General features: G+C 74.6%; 19 protein-coding genes. 11 read left to right on the forward strand and 8 right to left on the reverse strand.

What is annotated here, in order from left to right; genetic code table 11:
- Positions 1–3 precede the first annotated feature (3 nt).
- Together OG774_RS28405 and OG774_RS28410 are read left to right on the forward strand one after the other, a co-directional pair.
- The gene (locus OG774_RS28405) at positions 4–588 is read left to right on the forward strand and encodes a TMEM165/GDT1 family protein (protein WP_328305672.1); all 585 of its coding nucleotides are present in this window, start codon (positions 4–6) and stop codon (positions 586–588) included.
- 6 nt (positions 589–594) lie between these two features.
- The gene (locus OG774_RS28410) at positions 595–1,041 is read left to right on the forward strand and encodes a hypothetical protein (protein ID WP_328305673.1); all 447 of its coding nucleotides are present in this window, start codon (positions 595–597) and stop codon (positions 1,039–1,041) included.
- On the opposite strand, the gene OG774_RS28415 is transcribed toward OG774_RS28410, so the two are convergent.
- Entirely contained in the window at positions 1,017–1,880 is an 864-nt protein-coding gene (locus OG774_RS28415; RefSeq protein WP_328305674.1) for a LysR family transcriptional regulator, read from the reverse strand. The genes OG774_RS28410 and OG774_RS28415 overlap by 25 nt on opposite strands.
- A 71-nt stretch (positions 1,881–1,951) precedes the next feature.
- Between OG774_RS28415 and OG774_RS28420 the strand changes: the two genes are divergently transcribed.
- Together OG774_RS28420 and OG774_RS28425 are read left to right on the forward strand one after the other, a co-directional pair.
- Positions 1,952–2,353: an FAD-binding oxidoreductase gene (locus OG774_RS28420; protein ID WP_328305675.1), complete on the forward strand. Its 402-nt coding sequence runs from the start codon at positions 1,952–1,954 to the stop codon at positions 2,351–2,353.
- A gap of 24 nt (positions 2,354–2,377) precedes the next feature.
- On the forward strand, positions 2,378–3,337 hold the full coding sequence (locus OG774_RS28425) for an FAD-binding oxidoreductase (RefSeq protein ID WP_328305676.1): 960 nt from the start codon (positions 2,378–2,380) through the stop codon (positions 3,335–3,337).
- Positions 3,338–3,359: 22 nt separating this feature from the next.
- On the opposite strand, the gene OG774_RS28430 is transcribed toward OG774_RS28425, so the two are convergent.
- The 4 genes from OG774_RS28430 to OG774_RS28445 all read right to left on the reverse strand — a co-directional run bounded on the left by OG774_RS28430 (position 3,360) and on the right by OG774_RS28445 (position 7,675).
- Complete coding sequence (locus tag OG774_RS28430) at positions 3,360–3,683, reverse strand: putative quinol monooxygenase (protein WP_274198145.1); 324 nt, start codon at positions 3,681–3,683, stop codon at positions 3,360–3,362.
- 108 nt (positions 3,684–3,791) lie between these two features.
- Positions 3,792–4,793, reverse strand: a complete 1,002-nt coding sequence (locus tag OG774_RS28435; protein ID WP_328305677.1) for a zinc-binding dehydrogenase — start codon at positions 4,791–4,793, stop codon at positions 3,792–3,794.
- Positions 4,790–5,716 carry a DMT family transporter gene (locus tag OG774_RS28440; RefSeq protein WP_328305678.1) on the reverse strand — a complete coding sequence of 309 codons (927 nt, stop codon included), beginning with the start codon at positions 5,714–5,716 and terminating at the stop codon, positions 4,790–4,792. The genes OG774_RS28435 and OG774_RS28440 overlap by 4 nt, the downstream gene beginning before the upstream one ends.
- Positions 5,717–5,821: 105 nt before the next feature.
- Entirely contained in the window at positions 5,822–7,675 is a 1,854-nt protein-coding gene (locus OG774_RS28445; RefSeq protein WP_328305679.1) for a serine/threonine-protein kinase, read from the reverse strand.
- Positions 7,676–7,789: 114 nt separating this feature from the next.
- Between OG774_RS28445 and OG774_RS28450 the strand changes: the two genes are divergently transcribed.
- From OG774_RS28450 to OG774_RS28470, 5 genes are read left to right on the forward strand one after another with little or no spacing between them, the layout of a single operon-like run.
- On the forward strand, positions 7,790–8,611 hold the full coding sequence (locus tag OG774_RS28450) for a class I SAM-dependent methyltransferase (protein ID WP_328305680.1): 822 nt from the start codon (positions 7,790–7,792) through the stop codon (positions 8,609–8,611).
- A gap of 42 nt (positions 8,612–8,653) precedes the next feature.
- Positions 8,654–10,828: a phosphatase domain-containing protein gene (locus OG774_RS28455; RefSeq protein WP_328305681.1), complete on the forward strand. Its 2,175-nt coding sequence runs from the start codon at positions 8,654–8,656 to the stop codon at positions 10,826–10,828.
- A gap of 43 nt (positions 10,829–10,871) precedes the next feature.
- On the forward strand, positions 10,872–11,645 hold the full coding sequence (locus OG774_RS28460; RefSeq protein ID WP_328305682.1) for a cyclase family protein: 774 nt from the start codon (positions 10,872–10,874) through the stop codon (positions 11,643–11,645).
- A complete protein-coding gene (locus OG774_RS28465) occupies positions 11,642–13,255 on the forward strand; it encodes a thiamine pyrophosphate-binding protein (protein WP_328305683.1) in 1,614 nt (537 codons plus the stop codon). The genes OG774_RS28460 and OG774_RS28465 overlap by 4 nt, the downstream gene beginning before the upstream one ends.
- An 18-nt stretch (positions 13,256–13,273) precedes the next feature.
- Entirely contained in the window at positions 13,274–13,933 is a 660-nt protein-coding gene (locus OG774_RS28470) for a trimeric intracellular cation channel family protein (RefSeq protein WP_328305684.1), read from the forward strand.
- On the opposite strand, the gene OG774_RS28475 is transcribed toward OG774_RS28470, so the two are convergent.
- Complete coding sequence (locus tag OG774_RS28475) at positions 13,934–14,995, reverse strand: alcohol dehydrogenase catalytic domain-containing protein (protein ID WP_328305685.1); 1,062 nt, start codon at positions 14,993–14,995, stop codon at positions 13,934–13,936.
- Between the two features lie 93 nt (positions 14,996–15,088).
- Positions 15,089–16,666, reverse strand: coding sequence for a class I adenylate-forming enzyme family protein (locus OG774_RS28480; protein WP_328305686.1), 1,578 nt, complete (start codon positions 16,664–16,666; stop codon positions 15,089–15,091).
- Positions 16,667–16,810: 144 nt separating this feature from the next.
- Between OG774_RS28480 and OG774_RS28485 the strand changes: the two genes are divergently transcribed.
- Positions 16,811–17,803, forward strand: coding sequence for an LLM class flavin-dependent oxidoreductase (locus OG774_RS28485; RefSeq protein ID WP_328305687.1), 993 nt, complete (start codon positions 16,811–16,813; stop codon positions 17,801–17,803).
- A gap of 18 nt (positions 17,804–17,821) precedes the next feature.
- Here the strand turns inward: OG774_RS28485 and OG774_RS28490 are convergent, their stop codons facing one another.
- The gene (locus OG774_RS28490) at positions 17,822–18,808 is read right to left on the reverse strand and encodes a hypothetical protein (protein WP_328305688.1); all 987 of its coding nucleotides are present in this window, start codon (positions 18,806–18,808) and stop codon (positions 17,822–17,824) included.
- Between the two features lie 292 nt (positions 18,809–19,100).
- Between OG774_RS28490 and OG774_RS28495 the strand changes: the two genes are divergently transcribed.
- Positions 19,101–20,135, forward strand: coding sequence for a glycosyltransferase (locus tag OG774_RS28495; protein ID WP_328311194.1), 1,035 nt, complete (start codon positions 19,101–19,103; stop codon positions 20,133–20,135).
- Positions 20,136–20,193: the final 58 nt, after the last annotated feature.

A 20,193-nucleotide genomic window follows, 5' to 3' on the forward strand; every position in this document is an offset into this window, starting at 1 on the left:
CCGGTGTCTGTGGCTGCCATCACCTTCGGGCTCGTGTTCCTGGCGGAGGTGGCGGACACCAGCGGACTGGTCACGCTCGTGCTCGCCAGCCGCCTCCCGGCGCGGTGGGTGCTCGTGGGTGTCTGCGCCGGGATGCTCGTGCACGTCGGGGTCGCGATCGCGGCCGGCAGCCTCCTGGCGCTGCTGCCCGAACGGCCCCTCGAGGCCGTCCTCGCCCTGATCTTCCTCGTCGGGGCGTTCCTGATCTGGCGCGAGGGCGAGGAGGACGACGATGACGACGACGAGATCACGCTGAAGGAGACGCCGCGGACGGCGTGGAGCGTGGTCCTGACCGCTTTCGGGATCACGGTGCTCTCGGAGTTCGCTGACCCGTCGCAGATCGTCGCCGCGTCGCTGGTCGCGCGGTACGGCGACCCGGTCGCCGTCGGCATCGGTGCCCTGCTCGGGCTCTGGGTCGTCTCCGCGCTCGCGGTGTGGGGCGGGGAGCGCGTCCGCCGCTACATCCCGGTGAAGTGGGTGACCCGCGTGGCGGCCGCGATCATGGTCGGGCTCGCGGTGTGGACCGCGGTCGACGCGATCCGCGGGTGATCCGGGGTGCTCACCTGGCTGAGGAGCTGGAAGGGCGGCGTCGTCATCTCGGCCGCCTGCCTGCTGGCGGGGCTGGTCCGCGTGGTCGCCGCCCCGCTCGACCTGCTGACCGTCGCGCTCTTCCCGCTGGCCGTGGCCTACGCGGTCGCCGCCGTCGTCGAGCGCCGCACGAGCAACGCCCGCCGGGCCGCGACCCGGGTCGACGGGGCGGACCCCATGCCCTGGTCCACGCAGCCGTCCCGCCTCGCCGCCTGGCTCCGGGCGGAGCGGGGGTACGCCCGCGAGGGGCCGGTGATCCCCTCGGTCGCGACCTCCACGAAGGACCGCGTCGGCGCGGTCCTCGCGATCGCGGCCGGCGTCCTCGGCCTGGTCCTGGTGTTCCAGGACCCGGGCTCCGCGGACGACCACACCCCTGCCGCCCCGATCAGTCAGGTCGGCCCCGCGTCGGAGTAGCTCGTGGACCCGCTCCGCCAGGCGGCACACCAGGTCACGGGGGGCGAGCCGGGCTCGAACGGCACGAAGACGATGGTCGGGCGCGAGAAGTAGTCCTCCGCGTGCGCCGCGACCGGGCAGACGCCCTCGCCCCGCGCGACGGCACCGAACAGGTCCTGGAACGTGGCGAACGCGGGGCCGCGTCGCACCGGCTCGCCGGATCCCGTGAGCCAGTCCCGGGGAGGGTCCAGCCAGTAGGGCGGTGGGCGCCGCCCCGCCCGGAGGACGACCTGTCCGCCGAGGTCGTCGAGGGAGACGGTGGACCGGTTGGCGAGGAGGTGGCCCGCCGGGACGGCGAGCACCGCGGGCTCCTGCGCGACGACGGGACCGGCCACGACGCCGGGCTCGTCGACCGGGCTGTTGGTGATCAGGACGTCGATCTCGCCACGGAGCAGTGTCGCGAGCGGGTCGGCGAAGTCGGCCTCCACGAAGCGGAGATCGACGCCGGGACGACGTCGCAGCACACGGTCGAGCGCCTCGCCGGCGAGGTCGGCAACCGCGGGCGCCTCGAGCCCGACGGTGACGACGGTGTCGACGCCCCGTCCGGCCTCGACGGCGGTGGCGATCCCGGCGAGGATCCGCTCGTGGCCGGCGCGGACGTCGGCCGCCAGCTGACGGCCCACCCGCGTGAGCGCGACACGGCGGCTGGTCCGCTCGAACAGGCGGACCCCGAAACGGCGCTCGAGCGCCGCGATCGTCTGGCTCACCCGCGCCTGGGACACGAACAGCCGGGCCGCCGTGCGACCGAAGTGCAGCTCCTCGGACAGCGCCAGAAAGATCTCGATCTCGCGCTTTTCCATCATGTCCACGTTATCGGCCGGTGCGTGCTGTGTCGTTGTTCCCGCACGTCGCCGGGAGCAGTGTCCTTCCCATGCGCACTCTCACCCGACCGGCGACCGCGGGCCCGGTCCTCGCCCCCGACGACGCGGGCTACGACGCCGAACGGCGTGGCTACAACCTCTCCGTGGACCAGCGCCCGGCGCTGATCGTGGGCGCGGCGGGGGTCGCCGACGTCGTGGCCTCCGTCCGCTGGGCGACCGCGCACGGCCTGGCCGTCACCGTGCAGGCCACCGGACACGGCCCCACGGTGCCCGCGGACGACGACACCCTCCTGATCACCACCTCGCGCATGACCGGCATCGAGGTGGACCCGGTGGCGCGGACCGCCCGGGTCGAGGCCGGCGTCCGCTCGGGCGCCCTGGTGGCCGCGGCCGCCGAGCACGGTCTGGCGCCCCTGAACGGCTCGGCGCCGGACGTCGGTGTCGTCTCGTAAAACCTCGGTGGCGGGGTCGCCCTCATGAGTCGGCAGTTCGGGTACGCCGTCGACCACGTCCGTGCGCTGGAGATCGTCACCGCGGACGGCCACCTGCGGCGCGTGACGGCTGAGGCCAACCCCACCGCCGACACCGAGCTGTTCTGGGCACTGCGTGGCGGTGGGAAGGGTCGGTTCGGCGTCGTGGTCGCCCTCGAGATCGCCCTCCATCCCGTGCGCCGGCTCTACGGCGGAGGCATGCACTTCGCCACGGAGAGGACCGCTGAGGTCCTGCACGCCTACGCCGAGTGGACCCGGACGGTGCCGGAGGAGATGGGGTCGTCGATCCTCCTGATCCGCATGCCGGATCTCCCGTTCCTGCCCGACGAGCTGCGCGGGCGCTACGTCAGCCACGTGCGGTTCGTCTTCACCGGCGACGCGGCCGACGGCGAGCGGTGGGTCGCCCCGTTCCGTGCGCTCGGCCCGCTGACCGACACCGTCCGCGTGATGCCGTACGGGGAGGTCGGCACGATCCACGCCGAGCCCACCGCGCCGGTGGCCTTCCACGCCCGGAACTCGATGCTGCGCACCCTCGACACCGGGACCGTCGACACGTTGCTCGCGCTCGCCGGCCCCGACGCGCACGCGCCCTACCTCGTCGAGCTGCGTCATCTCGGTGGCGCGACCGCACGCCCCGGTGCGGTCCCGAGCGCCCTGGGGCGGCGCGACGCCGGGTTCTGCCTCTATTCCGGCGGGGCCGTGACCGACGACGGTGTGGACGCCCTGCGCGCCGCGCTCGCCCGCCTGCACGCGGCCGTGGCGCCGTGGGGAACCGGCGGCGCCTGCCTGAACTTCCTCGCCGGGCCCGACGTCACCGAGGAGCAGGTGCGCTCGGCCTACTCGGAGACCGACCTCGACCGGCTCGCTGAGGTCAAGCGGCGTGTCGACCCGGACGACACCTTCCGCGCCGTGGTGGCGCCGATGTCGGCCGAGGGCTCGCGGTGACGCCCCCGGGCGGACCGACGGTTCACCGGGGCTGGATCTCGCCCATCGGGCCGAAGCCGTCGTGGGGCGTGTCGATGTAGAGGATCTGCGGCTGCGCCGACACGAGGTCGGGGGCGGCGTCGAAGAACTGCTTCACGTAGGGCTGCTGGACGTGGGTCGCGCCGGCGTCGGCGTCCCGGAAGCCCTCGATGCAGACGTACTCGTTCTCGTCGGTGAGGCTGCGGGAGAACTTGAAGAACAGGCAGCCCTCCTCGGAGTTGACGTCCTTGGCGTAGGAGTCGGCGAGGGCCAGCCACTCGTCCGTCTTCTCGGGACGGATCGGCATGACGATGTTGATCACGATCACGGCGGGCTCCTTCGAGTCGTCGGCGAGGTCATGAGGTCGTCGCCTCCGCGCATCGTCGTGAGGTGGCGCGACGACCGTCAACATCGGCTCAGGATGTGCACGCCCCGCTCAGCCGGGCACCAGAGCGATCTTCCCCGTGACGGCCCGCCGGGCGAAGAGGGCGAGCGCGTCGCCGGCCTCGTCGAGCCGCCGGAGCGCGGGGCGCGGCGGACGGAGCTCGCCGCGGGCGACCCGGGCGAGGAGGTCGGCGACCAGCGCGGTGGCGGCGTCGGGATCGGTGCGCGCCCAGTCGCCCCAGTCCACGCCGACCACCGCGTGGTTGCCGATCAGCACGACGTTGGCGGGCAGCTTCGGGATCTCGCCGGAGGTGAAACCGAGGACGGCGAACCGTCCGTAGGGCCGCAGGGCGCGCAGGGCCGACTCGGAGGCGGCGCCGCCGACGGGGTCGACGACCAGGTGCGCGCCACCCCCGGTGAGGCGCCGGATCTCGTTCTTGAGGTCCTCGTACCCGACGGCGTGCTCGGCGCCCGCGGCGAGCGCGGCCCGCTGCTTCTCCTCGCTCGAGGCGACCGCGACGACGTGGGCGCCCCGGCTGCGGGCGACGTCGACCGCCGCGAGCCCGATGCCGCCGCCCGCGCCCAGGACGACGACGTGGTCGCCCGGCTCGACGGGGACGCGGTGGGTCACCGCGAACAGCAGCGTGCTGTAGCTCTCCAGAGCCGTCGCCGCGATCGCGGGGTCGACGCCGTCGGGGACGGCGGCGACTCGACCGGCGGGCAGCGTCACGTGCGAGGTGTGGGCCCCGAAGTCCATGACCAGTGCCGCGACACGATGGCCGACGGCGGGGCTGCCGACGGCGGGGCTGCCGACGGCGGTGCTGCCGACATCCGCCCCCACGCCGGCCACGCGGCCGCACAGGGTCGTGCCCGGGGTGAACGGCAGGTCGGGCCGCAGCTGGTAGCCGCCCCGGACGATCAGGGCGTCGACGAAGCCGACCCCCGCGGCCTCGACCTCCACGAGCACCTCGCCCGGCCCCGGCACCGGGTCGGATTCCTCGACGGTCTCGAGGTCCTCGACGGGCCCGAAGGCACGGCAGACCACTCGCCTCATGGCAGGGATTCTGCTCGGCGCCGCCGGCCGAGGAGCCCGAGGCCCACGTACATGCCGACGAGGGCGACGACGAGCCCGATGACGGCGTTCACGGTCAGGGGCTCGCCCAGGATCGGCACGGCGGCGAGCGCGACCGTCGCCGGCACCAGGTTGAGCAGGGCGCTCACGTGCACCGTCGAGCGCCACTGCAGCAGCAGGAACATGAGCGCGAACGCGCCGGCCGAGTTCACGACGCCGAGCCAGAGCGACACCCACCACCCGGCCGCGTCGGTGGGCAGCCAGCCGACGCCGAGGAAGGGCATCGCGGCCACGGTCACGACCAGCGACGCCGCCATCTGCACGGCCACGCTCGTCGCGACGGGCGTGCCGTCGTTGAACCGCTTCTGGTAGAGCGTGCCGGCGGCCATCGAGAGCATCCCGAGCACCGGGAGCACGACCGCCGAGCCGAGCGCCCCGCCGAGCTGGTCGGACAGGACGATGTAGACCCCGCAGGCCCCGATCAGCAGGCCGACGACGGGCGCCGCACCGAGGCGCGTGGCCAGCACCAGCGGCGTCAGCAGCCCGACCAGCAGGGGCGCCATCCCGAGGATGAGGCTGGAGACGCCGGCCGGGACGCCCTCGGCGAGGCCGGTGTAGACGAAGCTGAACTGGCCGACCTGCAGCAGCAGGGCGGTGACCACGAGGTGCACCCACGCCCGCCCGCGCGGCATCGCCGGCCGCATCACGACGACGGCGACGAGCACCACGGCCAGCGCGATGAGGAACCGCCACAGCAGCACCGTCGGCACCGCCATGTGCGCGGTGGCGATCTTCCCGGCGAGGAACCCGGACGCGTAGATCGGCACGAACAGCACGCTCAGCACGGGGACGAGCCAGCGGCGGGGAGGAGCCTCTGGCGGGTCCTCGACCGGCGGCACCGTCACGGAACCACCCCGGCTGTCACGGAGCATGACCGCCAGTCCATAGCACCGCTAACGACAACGCAAACAGTCCTACGTCACCCCGCCGGTGCTCACCCCCTCCGGCGATCACGGCCGGCGCGTGACGTCGTCGATGGTCAACGTCCCGAGGTCGGTGTTGACGATGTAGACCTCCCGGCGGTCCGGCGAGGCGGCGAGCGCGACCCGGCCGGTGAACTCCTCCATGAACCAGCCGACCTGGGGTCGGAGGTCGTCGGTGTCGACGGCGGCGAGCACCGGCCGGTCGGCGGGGGCCAGGGCGAGGAACGTGCGGCGGCCGTCGCGGGAGACGGTCAGCGCCGAGACGGGACCCGGCAGCGCCACGGAGTCGACGACGGCTCCCGCGCCGGGGTCGATGACGGTCAGGGCGTGCCGCGGGTCCGCGCTGCCCAGGTAGACCGTCGCGCCGTCGGGCGACGCGACCGCGCTGCGTGCCGGCGCCTCGAGCGGGATCGACGTCACCGTCGAGCGGCTGGCGACGTCGACGACCTCGGCGGTCGCGCGGCGGTCGTCCACGGTGAGCAGGCGGGCGCCGTCCGCGCTCGGCGCGAGCCCGGTGGCCGTCCGGTTGAGGGTGCCCACGACGCCCCGTCCCCGCAGGTCGACGACGTCGATGCCCCGGGGCGTCGGGACGAAGGCCGTCGTCCGGCGGGCGTTCACCACCGGCACGGCGACCGGGGGCCGGGGGAGGGCGACGCCGGAGACGACGGCGGAGGTGCGCATGTCGATCACGGAGAGGGCGTGCCGGTCGCCGCGGGAGGTGGTGACGAACAGCTGCTCGCCCGCGGGATCGGCGACGGCGCCCACGGTGTCGCCCTCGAGCAGGATCTCGCCGACCCGGACGCGCCGGCCGGTGTCGAACACCGAGACGAACCGGTCGCCCGCGTTGGCGATGAAGGCGTCCCCGCCGTCGGCGCTGAAGGCCACCGCGACCGGGCTGTACCCGATGGAGATCCCGTCGCCGACGTAGCGGCGCACCGCGGCGATCCCCACGACGAGGAGCAGGACCGCGAGCGCCAGGCCGAGGATCCGCCGACCCCACCGGCCGGAGAGGCGCGGCCACCATCGACGCCACCCGCGGACGAGCCGGCCCGACGGGGCGGCCGGGGTGAGCCGCGCGGTCGTCCGCGCGTGCAGGGCCGCCCTCGCCTCCGCGGCGAACGCCCCGGCGCCGGCCGGCCGGTCCCCGGGCTCCTTCGCCATGCCGCGGGCGATGACGCGTCGCAGCGCCGGCGGGATCGTGTCGTCGGTCAGGGCGGGCGGGGGCAGGCGCAGGTGGGCGTCGACGAGCGCGGACGGGTCATCGGCGACGAAGGGCGGCGAGCCGGTGAGGCACTCGTGCAGCAGGCAGGCGAGGGAGTAGACGTCGGAGCGCGCGTCGGCGGGCTCGGCCCGCAGCCGCTCGGGGGCCATGTAGGCCATCGTCCCGATCACCGAGCCCTCGGCGGTCTCCGATCCCGTGGAGCGGGCGATGCCGAAGTCGGCCAGGTGGGCGAAGTCGCCCGGCCCCACCAGCACGTTCGACGGCTTGACGTCACGGTGGATCAGTCCGGCGGCGTGGGCGGCGTCGAGCGCGGCGGCGACCTGCGTGATGAGGTCGACCGCGCGCGGGGGAGCCAGCGGGCCCTCGACCAGGACGGAGCCGAGATCGGTGCCGTCGATGAGGCGCATGTCGAGGAACAGCTGGCCGTCGATCTCCCCGAAGTCGTGCACCGGCACGACGTGCGGCTCGCGCAGGTCCGCCGCGGCCTCCGCCTCGCGCCGGAACCGGCGCCGGTAGGCCGGGTCGGCGCCGAACGGGGGGCTGAGCAGCTTGAGCGCCACCCAGCGCCCGCGGCGCGTGTCCCACGCCCGGTACACCTCGCCCATCCCGCCCCTGCCCAGCACCGGGCCCAGGCGATAGGGACCCAGCTCCGTGCCCACGGACCCCAGCGTCCACCAGCACGCGGGCCCGGACCAGCCGCCGGGGCGGGGACCAGGTGCGGAGATCGCGCCGTCGCGGCAGGGTCACGTCCCACGGCGACGGGAGGCGGGCGGATGGGGACGGAGCAGGCGGCGCAGTGGAACGGACCCGGCGGGGCGTGGGTGCGTCTGCAGGACGTGCTCGACGCCATGTACGTCCCGCTGGAGGAGCTCCTGGTCGACCGCGTCGCCGACGCCGCGCCCGGCGTCCCTTCGGTGGTCGACGTCGGGTGCGGCACGGGCGCCACGACCCTCGCCCTCGCGCGCCGGCTCGGCCCGGGGACGGCCGTGACGGGGGTGGACGTCTCCGAGCCCATGCTGACCGCGGCCCGCGAGCGGGTGTCGCGCGCGGGTCTGGAGGTGCCCTTCGTCGCCGCCGACGCGCAGCGTCACGACTTCGGTCCCGGTCCGCGCGTGGTCGCCTCGCGGTTCGGGGTGATGTTCTTCGACGACCCCCCGGCGGCGTTCGCCAACCTGCGCGCGGCGGCGTCCCCCGGCGGCGCGCTGCGCGCGATCGTCTGGCGTGCCCCCGGGGAGAACCCCTTCATGACCGCGGCGCCGGAGGCGGCCGCCGGCCTGCTCGACGTGCCCGTGCCCGTCCCCGGGGCCCCGGGCCAGTTCGGCCTCGCCGACGGGGAGCGCACGGCGACGATGCTCCGCGGCGCCGGGTGGGGCGAGGTCACCGTCGAGCCGGTCGACCGCGAGTGCACCTTCCCCGCGAGCGAGCTGGAGGCCTACCTCACCCTCATGGGCCCGGTCGGCCGGGCGCTGGCCGGGCAGGACGAGGCGACCAGGGCCCGCGTCGCCGACCGCGTCCGCCCGGCCCTTGCCCCGTTCGTCCGGGGGGACGAGGTGGCCTTCACCGCCGCCTGCTGGCTGATCGCGGCGAGGGCCTGACAACGCTTGTCCTCGGCCCGCCCGCCCGCGACGATGCGCACGGTGACCACCGGGCCGACCTTCGCAGTGGTCTACGACATCGACGGCATCCTGCGGATCGCGCCGCTGCGTCGGCAGTGGGGCCGGCTGCGTGCGCTGGCGACCCGGGGCCCGCAGGACCGCCGCTCGCAGCTCGGCATGCAGCGCGTGCTGCGGACGCTGGTCGAGGGCGGGGCCGGGGGCTCCGTCTTCTTCCTGACGGCCCTGCCGATCCGGCTCGCCCGCCCGCTGCGGCGGATCCTGCGCCACGACCACTACCCGCCGGGCACGGTGCTGATGGCCGGGCGCGGCATCTTCACGGGCTGGTTCTTCGGCGCGGGCCTGGAGAGCAAGCGCGCCGTGCTCGAGCGGCTGCTGACCCGGCACCCGGACACCACCTTCGTGCTCGTGGGTGACGACGCCGGCCACGACCCCCAGCTCTTCGCCGACCTCGCCCGCGACCACCCGGGGCGGGTCGCGGTGATCGCGCTGCGCCGGCTCGTCGATCTCGGCGACGACCGGCGGTCCGCCGGTGGCGACGGCAGCCCGCCCGTCGTCGAGGCCCCGAACGGCGAGGAGCTGCTGCCCGGGCTGTGCGAGGCGCTGGGGATCGGCCCGAGGCGCGGCGCGCCGCGGATCGAGGACTGGTTCCTCACGCGTGCCGAGCGCGACAACCCGGCGACCCGGTTGCGGGCCTGGACCGAGGGCAACGCCGTGCACCTGCGGGTGCACGGGAGCGCCTACTACCGCGCGCTCACCGAGCGCGTGGCGGCGACCGGCGACGGCGACCTGGTGCTGTTCGCCGGCTGGCGCGGCGACGGCGACCAGGAGCTCGGCGACGGCGGACCGACGGTGGCCGAGGTCCTCACGGGCGCGGCGCGCCGCGGGGCCCGGGTGCGCGGGCTGCTGTGGCGCTCGCACCTCGAGGTGTTCGGCTACCACGTCGCGCAGAACCGCCGGCTCGCCGCGGCGGTGCTCGCCGCCGGCGGCGAGGTGCTGCTCGACCAGCGGATCCGGCCGCTCGGCAGCCACCACCAGAAGATCGTCGTCCTCCGGCACCGCGACCCGGACGACGACGTCGCCTACGTCGGCGGCATCGACCTCGTCCTGGGCGCCCGCGACGACATCGTCCACCGCGGCGACCCGCAGTCGGCGGCGTCCGGCGACGAGTACACCCGCAGCCCCCGCCACGACGCCCAGGTGGAGCTGCGCGGACCGGTCGTCCGGGACCTGCACGACGTCATCGCCGAGCGGTGGGACGACCCCGCGCCGCTGGCCCGGCTGCCGTGGCACGTCGTCCCCGACCTCCTCCACGGCCTGCCCCGGCGGGGATCGTCGCTCCCGGGCCCGGCGCCGGACCCGCCGCGGGCCGGAGGGTGCGCGATCCAGATCCTGCGCACCTATCCGCAGCGGCGGCCCGCGCACCCGTTCGCCCCCCGCGGCGAGCGCAGCCTCGCCCGCGCGTTCATCAAGGTGCTGGGCCGGGCGCAGCGGCTGATCTACGTCGAGGACCAGTACCTGTGGTCGGCCGACGTCGCGCGCGTGTTCGCCGCCGCGCTGCGCCGGGCCCCGCAGCTGCACCTCATCGCCGTCGTCCCGCGTCCCGACCGCGACGACGGCCCGACCCCGGCGTCGGTCGGGCAGCGCGAGGCGATCGCGATGGTCCACGAGGCGGGCGGCGACCGCGTGCAGATCCTCGACGTCGAGAACGACGAGGCGCGCCCGGTCTACGTGCACGCCAAGATCTGCGTCGTCGACGACGTCTGGGCCACGGTCGGGAGCAACAACTTCAACACCCGGTCCTGGACCCACGACTCCGAGCTGGCGGCCGCGATCCTCGACTCCGAGCGCGACGGGCGTGCCCCCGAGGACCCGGGGGGCCTGGGCGACGGGGCCCGGGGCTTCGCCCGCCGGCTGCGCCTCGAGCTGATGTGCGAGCACCTCGAGTCCGACGACGCCGTCCTGCTCGACCCCGACGCCGCCGCGCGCACCGTGCGCGACCGGGTCGCCGCGCTCGACGCGTGGCACGTCGGCGGGGCGCTCGGTGCGCGACCGCCCGGGCGCCTCCGTCGCCACGCCCCCGGGCACGAGCAGGTCGACCAGACCTGGCGGCAACGCTGGATCACGGGTCCCGCGTACCGCAGGGTGCTGGATCCCGACGGTCGTCCGCTGGCCGCGCGCCTGCGCCGCATCTACTGAGCCGTATCCACCGAGCCCCCGCACGCCCCACCGAGGAGACCCCGTGTCCGTCCTGTCCGCCCTGGTGACCGCGACCCGCTCCGGGAGCGTCGAGGTCATCGACCTCACGACGCCGCTGCAGGAGTCGACGCCGATCCTCGAGCTGCCCGCGCCGTTCGCGAACACCTCACGGTTCCGGCTCGAGGAGCTCTCGCGCTACGACGACCGCGGCCCCGCCTGGTACTGGAACGACATCCACACCGGCGAGCACACCGGCACCCACCTCGACGCCCCCAACCACTGGGTCACCGGCCGGGACGGCGTCGACGTCTCGCAGGCGCCGATGGGGCTGCTCGTCGCACCGGTCGTCGTCATCGACATGAGCCGAGAGGTCGAGGGGGACCCCGACTTCCTGCTCGAGGTCGCCCACATCGAGGCCTGGCAGGCCGAGCACGGCCCGCTGCCCGAGGGCGGGTGGCTGCTCTACCGCACCGGGTGGGATGCCCGCGGCGGGACGCAGGACGCGTTCATGAACGCCGACGAGGCCGGCCCGCACACCCCGGGGGTGTCCGCCGAATGCGCGCGCTGGATCGCGCAGGAGTCGCCGCTGGCCGGGTTCGGCGTCGAGACCGTGGGCACCGACGCGGGGGCCGCGGGCGGCTTCGACCCGCCGTTCGCGTGCCACCACTTCCTCATGGGCGCGCACAAGTGGGGCCTCACGAGCCTGCGCAACCTCGGCCGGCTGCCCGCCACCGGCGCGGTGCTCGTGGTGTGCCCGCTGCCGATCGTCGGCGGGTCGGGGAGCCCCACGCGCGTGCTGGCGCTGGTGGAGGCGTGACGGTCGCCGACCAGATCGGCGCGCTGCTGGCGGAGCTGGGCGTCGGGCACGCGTTCGGCGTCGTCGGCAGCGGGAACTTCCACGTCACCAACGCGCTGCGCGCGGCCGGCGTCCCGTACGTGGCCGCCCGCCACGAGGGCGGCGCGGCGACGATGGCCGACGCCTACGCCCGGACCTCGGGGGAGGTCGCCGTCGTCACCCTGCACCAGGGCTGCGGGCTGACCAACGCGCTGACCGGCATCGCCGAGGCGGCGAAGAGCCGCACGCCGCTGCTGGTGCTCGCGGCCGAGACCGCCGGCGCGGCCGTGCGGTCGAACTTCCGCATCGACCAGGACGCCGTGGCGCGCTCCGTCGGCGCCGTCGCGGAGCGGGTGCACTCGCCGGCGTCGGCGGCCGCGGACGTCGTCCGCGCCTACGGCACCTGCCGCGACCAGCGCCGCACCGTCGTGCTCAACCTGCCCCTCGACGTGCAGGCCGCGACCGCGGACCCGGCACCCGCCCCGGCGCGCACGACCTGGCGCCCGCCCCGCCCCGACCCCGGCGCGGTGGCCGAGCTCGCCGCGCTGCTCGACGGCGCGCAGCGCCCGGTGTTCGTCGCCGGGCGCGGCGCACGGCAGGCCCGCGCGGAGCTCGAGACGCTCGCCGACGCCTGCGGTGCGCTGCTCGCGACGTCCGCGGTGGCGCACGGGCTCTTCGCCGGCCACCCGTGGTCGCTCGGCATCTCCGGCGGCTTCTCCACCCCGCCGGCCGCCGAGCTGATCACCGGCGCCGACCTCGTCGTCGCCTGGGGCGCCTCACTGACGATGTGGACCACCCGGCACGGGGCGCTGCTCGGCGACGCCACGCTGGTGCAGGTCGACGACACCGCCGACGCGCTCGGGGCGCAGCGCCCCGTCGACCTGGGCGTGCTCGGCGACGTCGCCGTGACCGCCCGCGACGTGCGGGAGCACGTCGGGACCTCGGCGGGGTACCGGACCGACGCCGTCGCCGAACGCCTGGCCTCCGACGGCCGGCACGCGGCGCCCGCGGACGTCGCGGGGTCGGACCGCATCGACCCGCGGACCCTGTCGACGGCGCTCGACGAGCGGCTGCCCGCCGAGCGCACCGTCGCCGTGGACTCCGGCAACTTCATGGGCTACCCGGCGGGCTACCTCGCCGTCCCCGACGCGGCCGGCTTCTGCTTCACCCAGGCCTTCCAGTCGATCGGGCTGGGCCTCGCCACCGGCCTCGGGGCCGCGCTGGCCCGTCCGGACCGCCTCGCCGTCGCGGCGTGCGGCGACGGCGGATTCCTCATGGGGATCGCCGAGCTCGAGACGGCCGTGCGGCTGAGGCTGGGGATGGTCGTCGTGGTCTACGACGACGCGGGCTACGGCGCCGAGTTCCACCACTTCGCCGACGCCGACCACGGGACCGTGCGCTTCCCCGACACCGACCTCGCCGCGATCGCCCGCGGCTACGGGTGCGACGCGACCGTGGTCCGGTCGGGCGCGGACCTCGCGATCGTGGGGGAGTGGCTCGCCGGCCCTCGCGACCGCCCGCTGCTGCTCGACGCGAAGGTGACCTCCGACGGCCCGTCCTGGTGGCTGGCCGAGGCGTTCCGGGGGCACTGATGGGGCAGTGACGGGACCATGACCGGATCGCCCGCAGCCGTCACGACCGCGCTGGTCCTGGACCTCGCCGGGACGTTCGCGTTCGCCCTGAACGGCGCGTTCACCGGAATCCGGTTCGCGCGCCTCGACATCGTGGGGGTGGTGACGCTCGGGATGATCACCGCCCTGGGCGGCGGCATCCTGCGCGACGTCCTGCTCGGCGCGCTGCCCCCGGCGACGTTCAGCGACTGGCGCTACCTCGTGGTGGCCACCGCGGGCGGGCTGGTCGCGTTCGCGGCGGCCGGGCAGCTCGAGCGCCTCAGCCTGCCGATCACGGTCTTCGACGCGCTCGGGCTGAGCCTGTTCGCCGTGACGGGCGCGACGACGGCCCTCGTCCACGGTGCGGGGACCGGGCAGGCGATCCTGCTCGGCACGATCACCGCGGCGGGCGGGGGCACGATCCGCGACGTCCTCGTGCGCCGCGTCCCCAGCGTCCTGAGCAGCGAGCTCTACGCGATCCCGGCGATGCTGGGCGCCGCGGTCGTCGTGCTGGCCGCGCGGGCGGGCGTCGGCGGCCTGGTGTGGACGCTGGTCGGCGCCGCCGCCGCCCTCGTGGTCCGCCTGGTGGGCGTCGGCTTCCGGCTCGACGCCCCCCGGCCGCCGGGCGGCGGCCCGGCCGACCGGGGGACGGAGGGGTGATCAGAAGGTGATCAGCGGCTTGATGATGCCGTCGCGCTTGTGGGTCATCATGTCGAAGGCCTCCTCGACGTCGTCGATGCCCATCTGGTGGGTGGTCATCGGCGTGGGGTCGATCTTGCCGTTGGAGAGCAGGCGCATCAGCCGCTCCATGCGCAGGCGACCGCCGGGGCACAGGTCGGTGACGATCTTCTTGCCGGCCATGCCCAGGCCCCACGCGTCGAGCGGCATGACGACCGTCGGGCCGGACTCCCCGTGGTACCCGACGTTCGACAGCGTCCCGCCGGGGCGCGTCGCGTAGAGCGCGCCCTCGAAGGTGGCCTGGTGGCCCAGGGCCTCCACCGTGGAGTCCGCCCCGCCGTTCGTCATCTCGATGATCTGCTCGGCCACGTTGCCCGACGCCGGGTCGATCACCACGTCGGCGCCGAACTGCCGGGACACGGCCTGCCGGTTCGCCAGGCCCTCGACGGTGATCACCAGCCCGGCGCCCCGGAGCTTGGCGCCGAGCGTCGCGGAGAGGCCCACCGCGCCCTGGGCGAAGATCGCCACGGAGCCGCCGACCGGGATGTTGGCGTTCTCGGAGCCGATGAGCCCCGTGGAGAGCATGTCGCAGGCGTAGACCGCGACCTCGTCGGCGAGGCCCTCGGGGATCGGGGCGAGGTTGTAGTCGGCGTCGTTGACGTGGAAGTACTCCGCCATGTTGCCGTCCTTCTGGACGGTGAAGCGGTAGCCGCCGAGCGGGCCGCCGCACTGCGACGTGTAGCCGGCCTGGCAGTTGTCGCACGTGCCGTCCGGGGTGACGGCGTTGACCGCGACCCGGTCGCCCACCTGCACCGACGTGACGCCCTCGCCGATCTCGTGGACCACGCCGACGCTCTCGTGCCCGAGCAGGCGTCCCTCGGGGACCGGCAGCAGCCCGGCGACGGTGTGGACGTCGGAGGTGCAGATGAGTGCCTTCGTCGTCCGGACGACCGCATCACCGGGCCCGGCGGTGGGGATCGGACGTTCGACGAGCCCGACCTTCCCGCTGCCCAGGAATGCGAGCGCCTTCATGGTGTCGGCCATCGACGACCTCCCGAGGGTCATGGGCGAGGCCCACATCACACCGAGGGGTGCACCGGGAAAGCAACAAACGCCCGGCGTCGGCAGATTCGCCGCTCAGGCGTCGTCGGTGCCGATCTTGAAGCGGCGCACCTTGCCGACGCTGGTGCGGGGCAGGCCGTCGATGAGGTGCCACTCGCGCGGCCGGGCCTGCGGCGTGAGCTGACCGGCGGCCCAGGTGGCGAGCTCGTCGACGGTCGGGGCGCGGTGCGGGTCGCGGGCGACGACATAGGCGACGGGCACCTGGTCGCGGACCGCGTCGGCGCGGGCGACCACCGCGACCTCGAGCACGCCCGGGGCCTGGGCGAGGACCGCCTCGATCTCGGTGAGGCTGACGTTCTCCCCGGCGACCTTGATGACGTCGTCGGCGCGTCCGACGAACCGGAGCGCGCCGGGGCCTGACGACGGGCTGTCGACCTGCACCGCGAGGTCGCCGGTGACCAGCCAGGTCACGCCGTCCGCGTCGGTCGTGAACGTGCGGTCGGTGACCGCGGGGTCGTCGAGGTACTCCGCGAACAGGTCGACGCCCCGCTCGCCCGCCACGATGATCATCCCGGGCGAGCCCGGCTCGACGTCGGCGTGGGTGGACGGGTCGACGAGGCGGACCCGGCGGCCGGGCACCGGCTCCCCGATCAGCTCGTGGCTCGGCGGATCGCCGCGGTCGGCGGTGACGACCGTGGTCGTCTCGGTCATCCCGTAGACCTGGCGCGGCAGGGTGCCGACGAGCTCGGAGAACTCGCGGTGGTGGTCCCGGCCCAGGCTCTGGGCGAACCAGACGTGGCGCAGCCGGGCGGGCGGGGTGCCCTCCGGGGTCCGCGCCAGGATCATGCGCACGGGCGCGGCGAACAGGCTGGCGTGGGTGGCGCCGAGCTCGGTCGCCGTGGCGACCCACCGGCTCGCCGAGAACGTCGCGGTGAGGGCGACGGAGGCGCCGACCTCGATCGCCGGGGCGAAGCAGTAGAACTGCGCGTTCGCGTGGAACAGCGGCAGGGTGACCAGCCACCGGTTCTCGGTACCGAGGTCCGCGGCGTCGGCCATGCCCGCGGCGACGTGGCGGTAGTTGGCCTGGGTCAGCACGACGCCCTTGGGCTGCGACGTCGTGCCGGAGGTGAACATGACGGCGAGCCGGGTGTCCGGCTCCACGGCCTCCACCTCGGCGGTCCGGCCGTCCCCGGCCCGCAGGCGCCCGCCCGGACGCACGTCCGCGGCGGTCTCCTCGAGGGCGATGCTCCGCAGGCCCGCGCCCTCCGTGCCGGCGAGGTAGATGTCCTTCCGCGACCTCGCGCAGAAGCCCATCTTCGGGCGTACGCGGGCGACCTGGGTCTCGACGTCGCGGCTCGTCGAGGCCGGGTCCACGGGCACCATCCAGGCCCCGAGCTCGGTGGTGGCGAGCCAGAGCGCGATGAACCCGGGGCAGTTGCGCAGGCACAGGTGCACGGCGTCCCCGCGGCCGACGCCGTGCGCTGCGAGCAGCGCCATGGTGTCGCGGACGAGGCCGTCGAACTCGTCGTAGGTCCACGTGTCGATCTCGCCGTCCTCGCTGCGGAACACGAGGAACGGGCGGTCGGCGTGCCGGGCGACGGCGCGCAGCCAGAGCTCGGCGAAGGTCCCGGGACGGCGGGAGGTCGTGGTCATCGGAGTGCGGATCATGCCAGCCGGGCCGGTGTCGCGGGAGGTGCTCCGGTTGGACGCAACGCTTGCCCTGGATCAGGAGGTGCGGGAGCGTCATCGTCGGCCACTGTGATCCACGTCGCTCCGAGGGCAAGGAGACCGTCCCCGATGAAGCTCGCTCTCTACCTGCCGAACTTCCGTACCGAGGTCACCATCAAGGAGCTCGAGGACCTGACCGACCTCGCCGAGGAGCTCGCGTTCGACTCCGTCTGGACGCTCGACCGGATCGTCGTCCCGGAGGCCTCGGACCGTGGGGAGCTCCAGTACTCGTTCGGCATGATGGACGGGCTCCCCAACGCCCTCCCCGTGGCCTCGACGGGAGGCTTCTTCCAGGGCTTCCCGCTGATCCCGTGGCTCGCGGCGAAGACGTCGACGGTGCGCATCGGGATGAGCATCATCGACACCCCGTTCCGCGCGCCCGGGGTGCTCGCCGCGGAGCTCGCGACCATCGACCACCTCGCCGGAGGCCGCCTGAACGTCGGCCTCGGAGCCGGGTGGATGCCCGAGGAGTTCGCGGCCGCGAGCGCCGCGCACATCTTCCCGAAGCGGCACAAGCACGTCCGCGAGACGATCGAGGTGCTGCAGGGCATCTGGGGCAACGAGCACTTCGAGTACCACGGCGAGTTCGCCGACTTCGACCGCTGCGGCTTCGGGGCGAAGCCCCTGCAGCAGCCGCGCCCGCCGATGTTCATGAGCGGGCTCAAGGACCCGCTGCGGGCGGCGAAGCGCATCTCGAAGTACGACCTCGACGGGTTCATCGGCATCCAGGACTCGCCGGACAGCCTCGGGAAGTGGCTCACGGCCATCGACCAGCAGTTCGAGGAGATCGGGAGCCCGAAGCGCTCGAAGGACCTCGAGATCTGCAGCATGATCTGGACGGTCATCACCGACGAGGAGACCGACCAGACCGACAACGGCGTCGCGTCCAACCTGCTGGTGGGCACCGAGAAGCAGCTCACCGACCGGCTCAAAGCCTACAAGGAGGCCGGCCTGACGATGCCGCTGATCTGGCCGCCCTTCACCGACGTGCCGGTGGCGAAGACGCTCGACGACCTCAAGCGGATCAAGAACGACATCATGCCGAAGGTCGAGGCCGCGTAGCGACGCATGCTGCCCTGATCAGTCACCGTCGCGGCCCGCCCCGGTCGTCTCGTCCGTCTCGTCCGACGACCGGGGCCGGGGGCGGGGCCGGGGGCGGGGGCGGGACACGATGATCTGGGCGATGCCGAGGACCAGCACGGCGATGGTCAGCAGCCGTTCGGCGGGGGGCAGCGGCCGGAACCACCCGTAGACCTGGGTGGCGACGGCGACCGCCTGGGCGAACAGCGGAAGGGCGATCGCGGGCCAGCCGGTGATCTCCCGCGACGGGCGCGGGTGGCCGGGCAACCGGGTGGCGCCGACGGCGAACGCGAGGGCTCCGGCGCTCCAGAGGAAGTCGTAGGGGCCGCGGTGGGCGAGGACGTCGGCGGCGGTGAGGCTGTAGGCGGAGTCGGCGACGGTGAGGCACACGAGCCCGAGGCCGACCCACGGCCAGCTGCCGTACAGACGCCACGACATCAGCGGGAGCGTGCCGAGCAGCGCCCCGATGAGCAGCACGTCGCCGAGGGGATAGGCGACGCTCACGAACTGCCCGGCGGGATCGATCGGGGCGTTCTGCAGCACCGGGACGATCACGAGCAGGACGCCGGGGGTCGCGACGAGGAGCACCAGGACGAAGCCGTCGAGCCACCGGTGCCAGGGGACGTCGGTGACCCGGGCCCGGACCATCAGGACGAGCCCCGCCATGAACAGCGGGTAGGTCCCGAGGTAGAGCGCGTCGGTGATGTTCGGGGTGGGCACGTCGCCGCCGTCGCCGTACAGCGCCCCCCACAGGATCTCCGCAAGGGCGAAGAGCAGCAGCGCCGCGGCGAAGCACCACCACGCGTGACGTGACGGGCTCGTCCGCCGGTGGCGCGCGCCCCACACGCAGACCGCACTCGAGGCGAGGATGAGTCCGGAAGGGAGCCAGACGTCGACGATCGTGTGGTCCGGTGCGTGGTTGCCGGTCGTGATCTGGTGGGTCGCCTCGATCACCAGCCCGAGCAGCAGCACGGCCGCCACGGCCACGCGCCGCCACCTGCCTGCGCCGCGCTCCCCGAGCCATCCCGTCCGCGACACAGCGCCTCCGTCCTCGGCGGCCGGGCAGGGAGCGACGGTAGCGCAGTGAGGGGCCACGGCGGGCCATGCCGGAGCTCACCGCGCGACGCTCACCCCGCGACGCTCACCCCGCGACGGCGAGCTCCTCGACGGCCCACGGCGTCATCTCGGACAGCCGGATTGGTCCGGCGCCGGCGGGGTACCAGCTGCGGTGCAGACGCTGCGGATCGTCCCGAACCTGCGGAGCTCGGTCGTGGAGGAGATGCCGGCGGGCCAGGTGCTGCTCGTCACCTCGGAGCTCGGGGACGCCGACCCCGCCCTGCTGGCGCACCCGGACGTGCGTCCCTTCAGCTGGTCGGCGTTGCTGCGGGCCGTGCGGGACCCCGAGCTGGAGCTCCTCGAGGTCGCCGAGCCACTGTGGGTCGGGGAGTGGGTCCGGGCCCTGCGTTCCGTCGTCCTGGTCAAGGTGCTGCGCGCGGTGCATCCGGGCCGGCGCCGTGTGCGGATCGCCACCTACGCCATCGAGAACCTCGACGCGCGAGAGCGGCTGAGCTTCCGGTCCCTCGACGGCCGGCCCGTGCTGGGGGCGGCGGCGACCCGGGTCGCCACCGTCGGGCTCGGCCTCTCCCTGCTGCTGCTCGACGCGGTGGTCTTCGGGACGACCGGCGCGGCGGAGAACTATCGACGGGCGTTCGGGTGGTCGCTGCGACGCGCGCGTCACACCGTCCTGACGCCCCGGCTCGACGCTTGCCGCGTGTGCGGGCCCCCGGCCGGGACGCCCCGCGACCGCACCGTCCTGGTCCTGGGCGCCCCCGGCGCGCGCAAGGGGTTCCCCGTGCTCATGGAGGCCTGGGAACGCGCGGGCGCGGTCGAGCAGGGCTGGCGGATGGTGGTGTGCGACCCCGCCGGGGAGGGCGAGCCGGACCTGCCGGCCGGGGTGTCGATCCGGCGGCGCCCGCCCCGGGAGGTCGTGCACGCGCTCCTGCGCTCCAGCGCCGTGGTCGCCATGCCGTCGGTCCGGCTCCGGGGGTGGCGCGAGCAGATCGGGCTGCCGCTGGTGGAGGGGCTGACGCACGGCTGCCACGTGGTGACGACGACGGAGACGGGCCTCGCCGACGACCTGCGCGGGCACCCGCTCGTCACCCTCACGACCCCGGGCGACGTGGCGAGCCTGGCCGACGGCCTGCGGCGGGCGATGGACGCGCCGGACGACCCCGGAGCCGGTGACGTCGCGCGACCGGTCGGCTACACCAAGAGAGATGTCGTGGCGTGGTGGCTCGCCCGGGCCGATCGCTGATCGTCTCGGCCGTCCGGACCCTTGCCCGGACCTGGCGGAACGACCATCGTCGGCCCGG

The organism is Actinomycetospora sp. NBC_00405 (genome assembly GCF_036044095.1).
In the GTDB taxonomy this organism is placed as follows: Bacteria; Actinomycetota; Actinomycetes; order Mycobacteriales; family Pseudonocardiaceae; genus Actinomycetospora; species Actinomycetospora callitridis.

Coding starts and splice junctions, on each gene's coding strand:
- OG774_RS28480 (WP_328305686.1), bottom strand. CDS start 16,666: ATGACCACGACCTCCCGCCGTCCCGGGACCTTCGCCGAGCTCTGGCTG.
- OG774_RS28485 (WP_328305687.1), top strand. CDS start 16,811: ATGAAGCTCGCTCTCTACCTGCCGAACTTCCGTACCGAGGTCACCATC.
- OG774_RS28495 (WP_328311194.1), top strand. CDS start 19,101: ATGCCGGCGGGCCAGGTGCTGCTCGTCACCTCGGAGCTCGGGGACGCC.
- OG774_RS28415 (WP_328305674.1), bottom strand. CDS start 1,880: ATGGAAAAGCGCGAGATCGAGATCTTTCTGGCGCTGTCCGAGGAGCTG.
- OG774_RS28420 (WP_328305675.1), top strand. CDS start 1,952: ATGCGCACTCTCACCCGACCGGCGACCGCGGGCCCGGTCCTCGCCCCC.
- OG774_RS28475 (WP_328305685.1), bottom strand. CDS start 14,995: ATGGCCGACACCATGAAGGCGCTCGCATTCCTGGGCAGCGGGAAGGTC.
- OG774_RS28425 (WP_328305676.1), top strand. CDS start 2,378: ATGAGTCGGCAGTTCGGGTACGCCGTCGACCACGTCCGTGCGCTGGAG.
- OG774_RS28470 (WP_328305684.1), top strand. CDS start 13,274: ATGACCGGATCGCCCGCAGCCGTCACGACCGCGCTGGTCCTGGACCTC.
- OG774_RS28450 (WP_328305680.1), top strand. CDS start 7,790: ATGGGGACGGAGCAGGCGGCGCAGTGGAACGGACCCGGCGGGGCGTGG.
- OG774_RS28435 (WP_328305677.1), bottom strand. CDS start 4,793: ATGAGGCGAGTGGTCTGCCGTGCCTTCGGGCCCGTCGAGGACCTCGAG.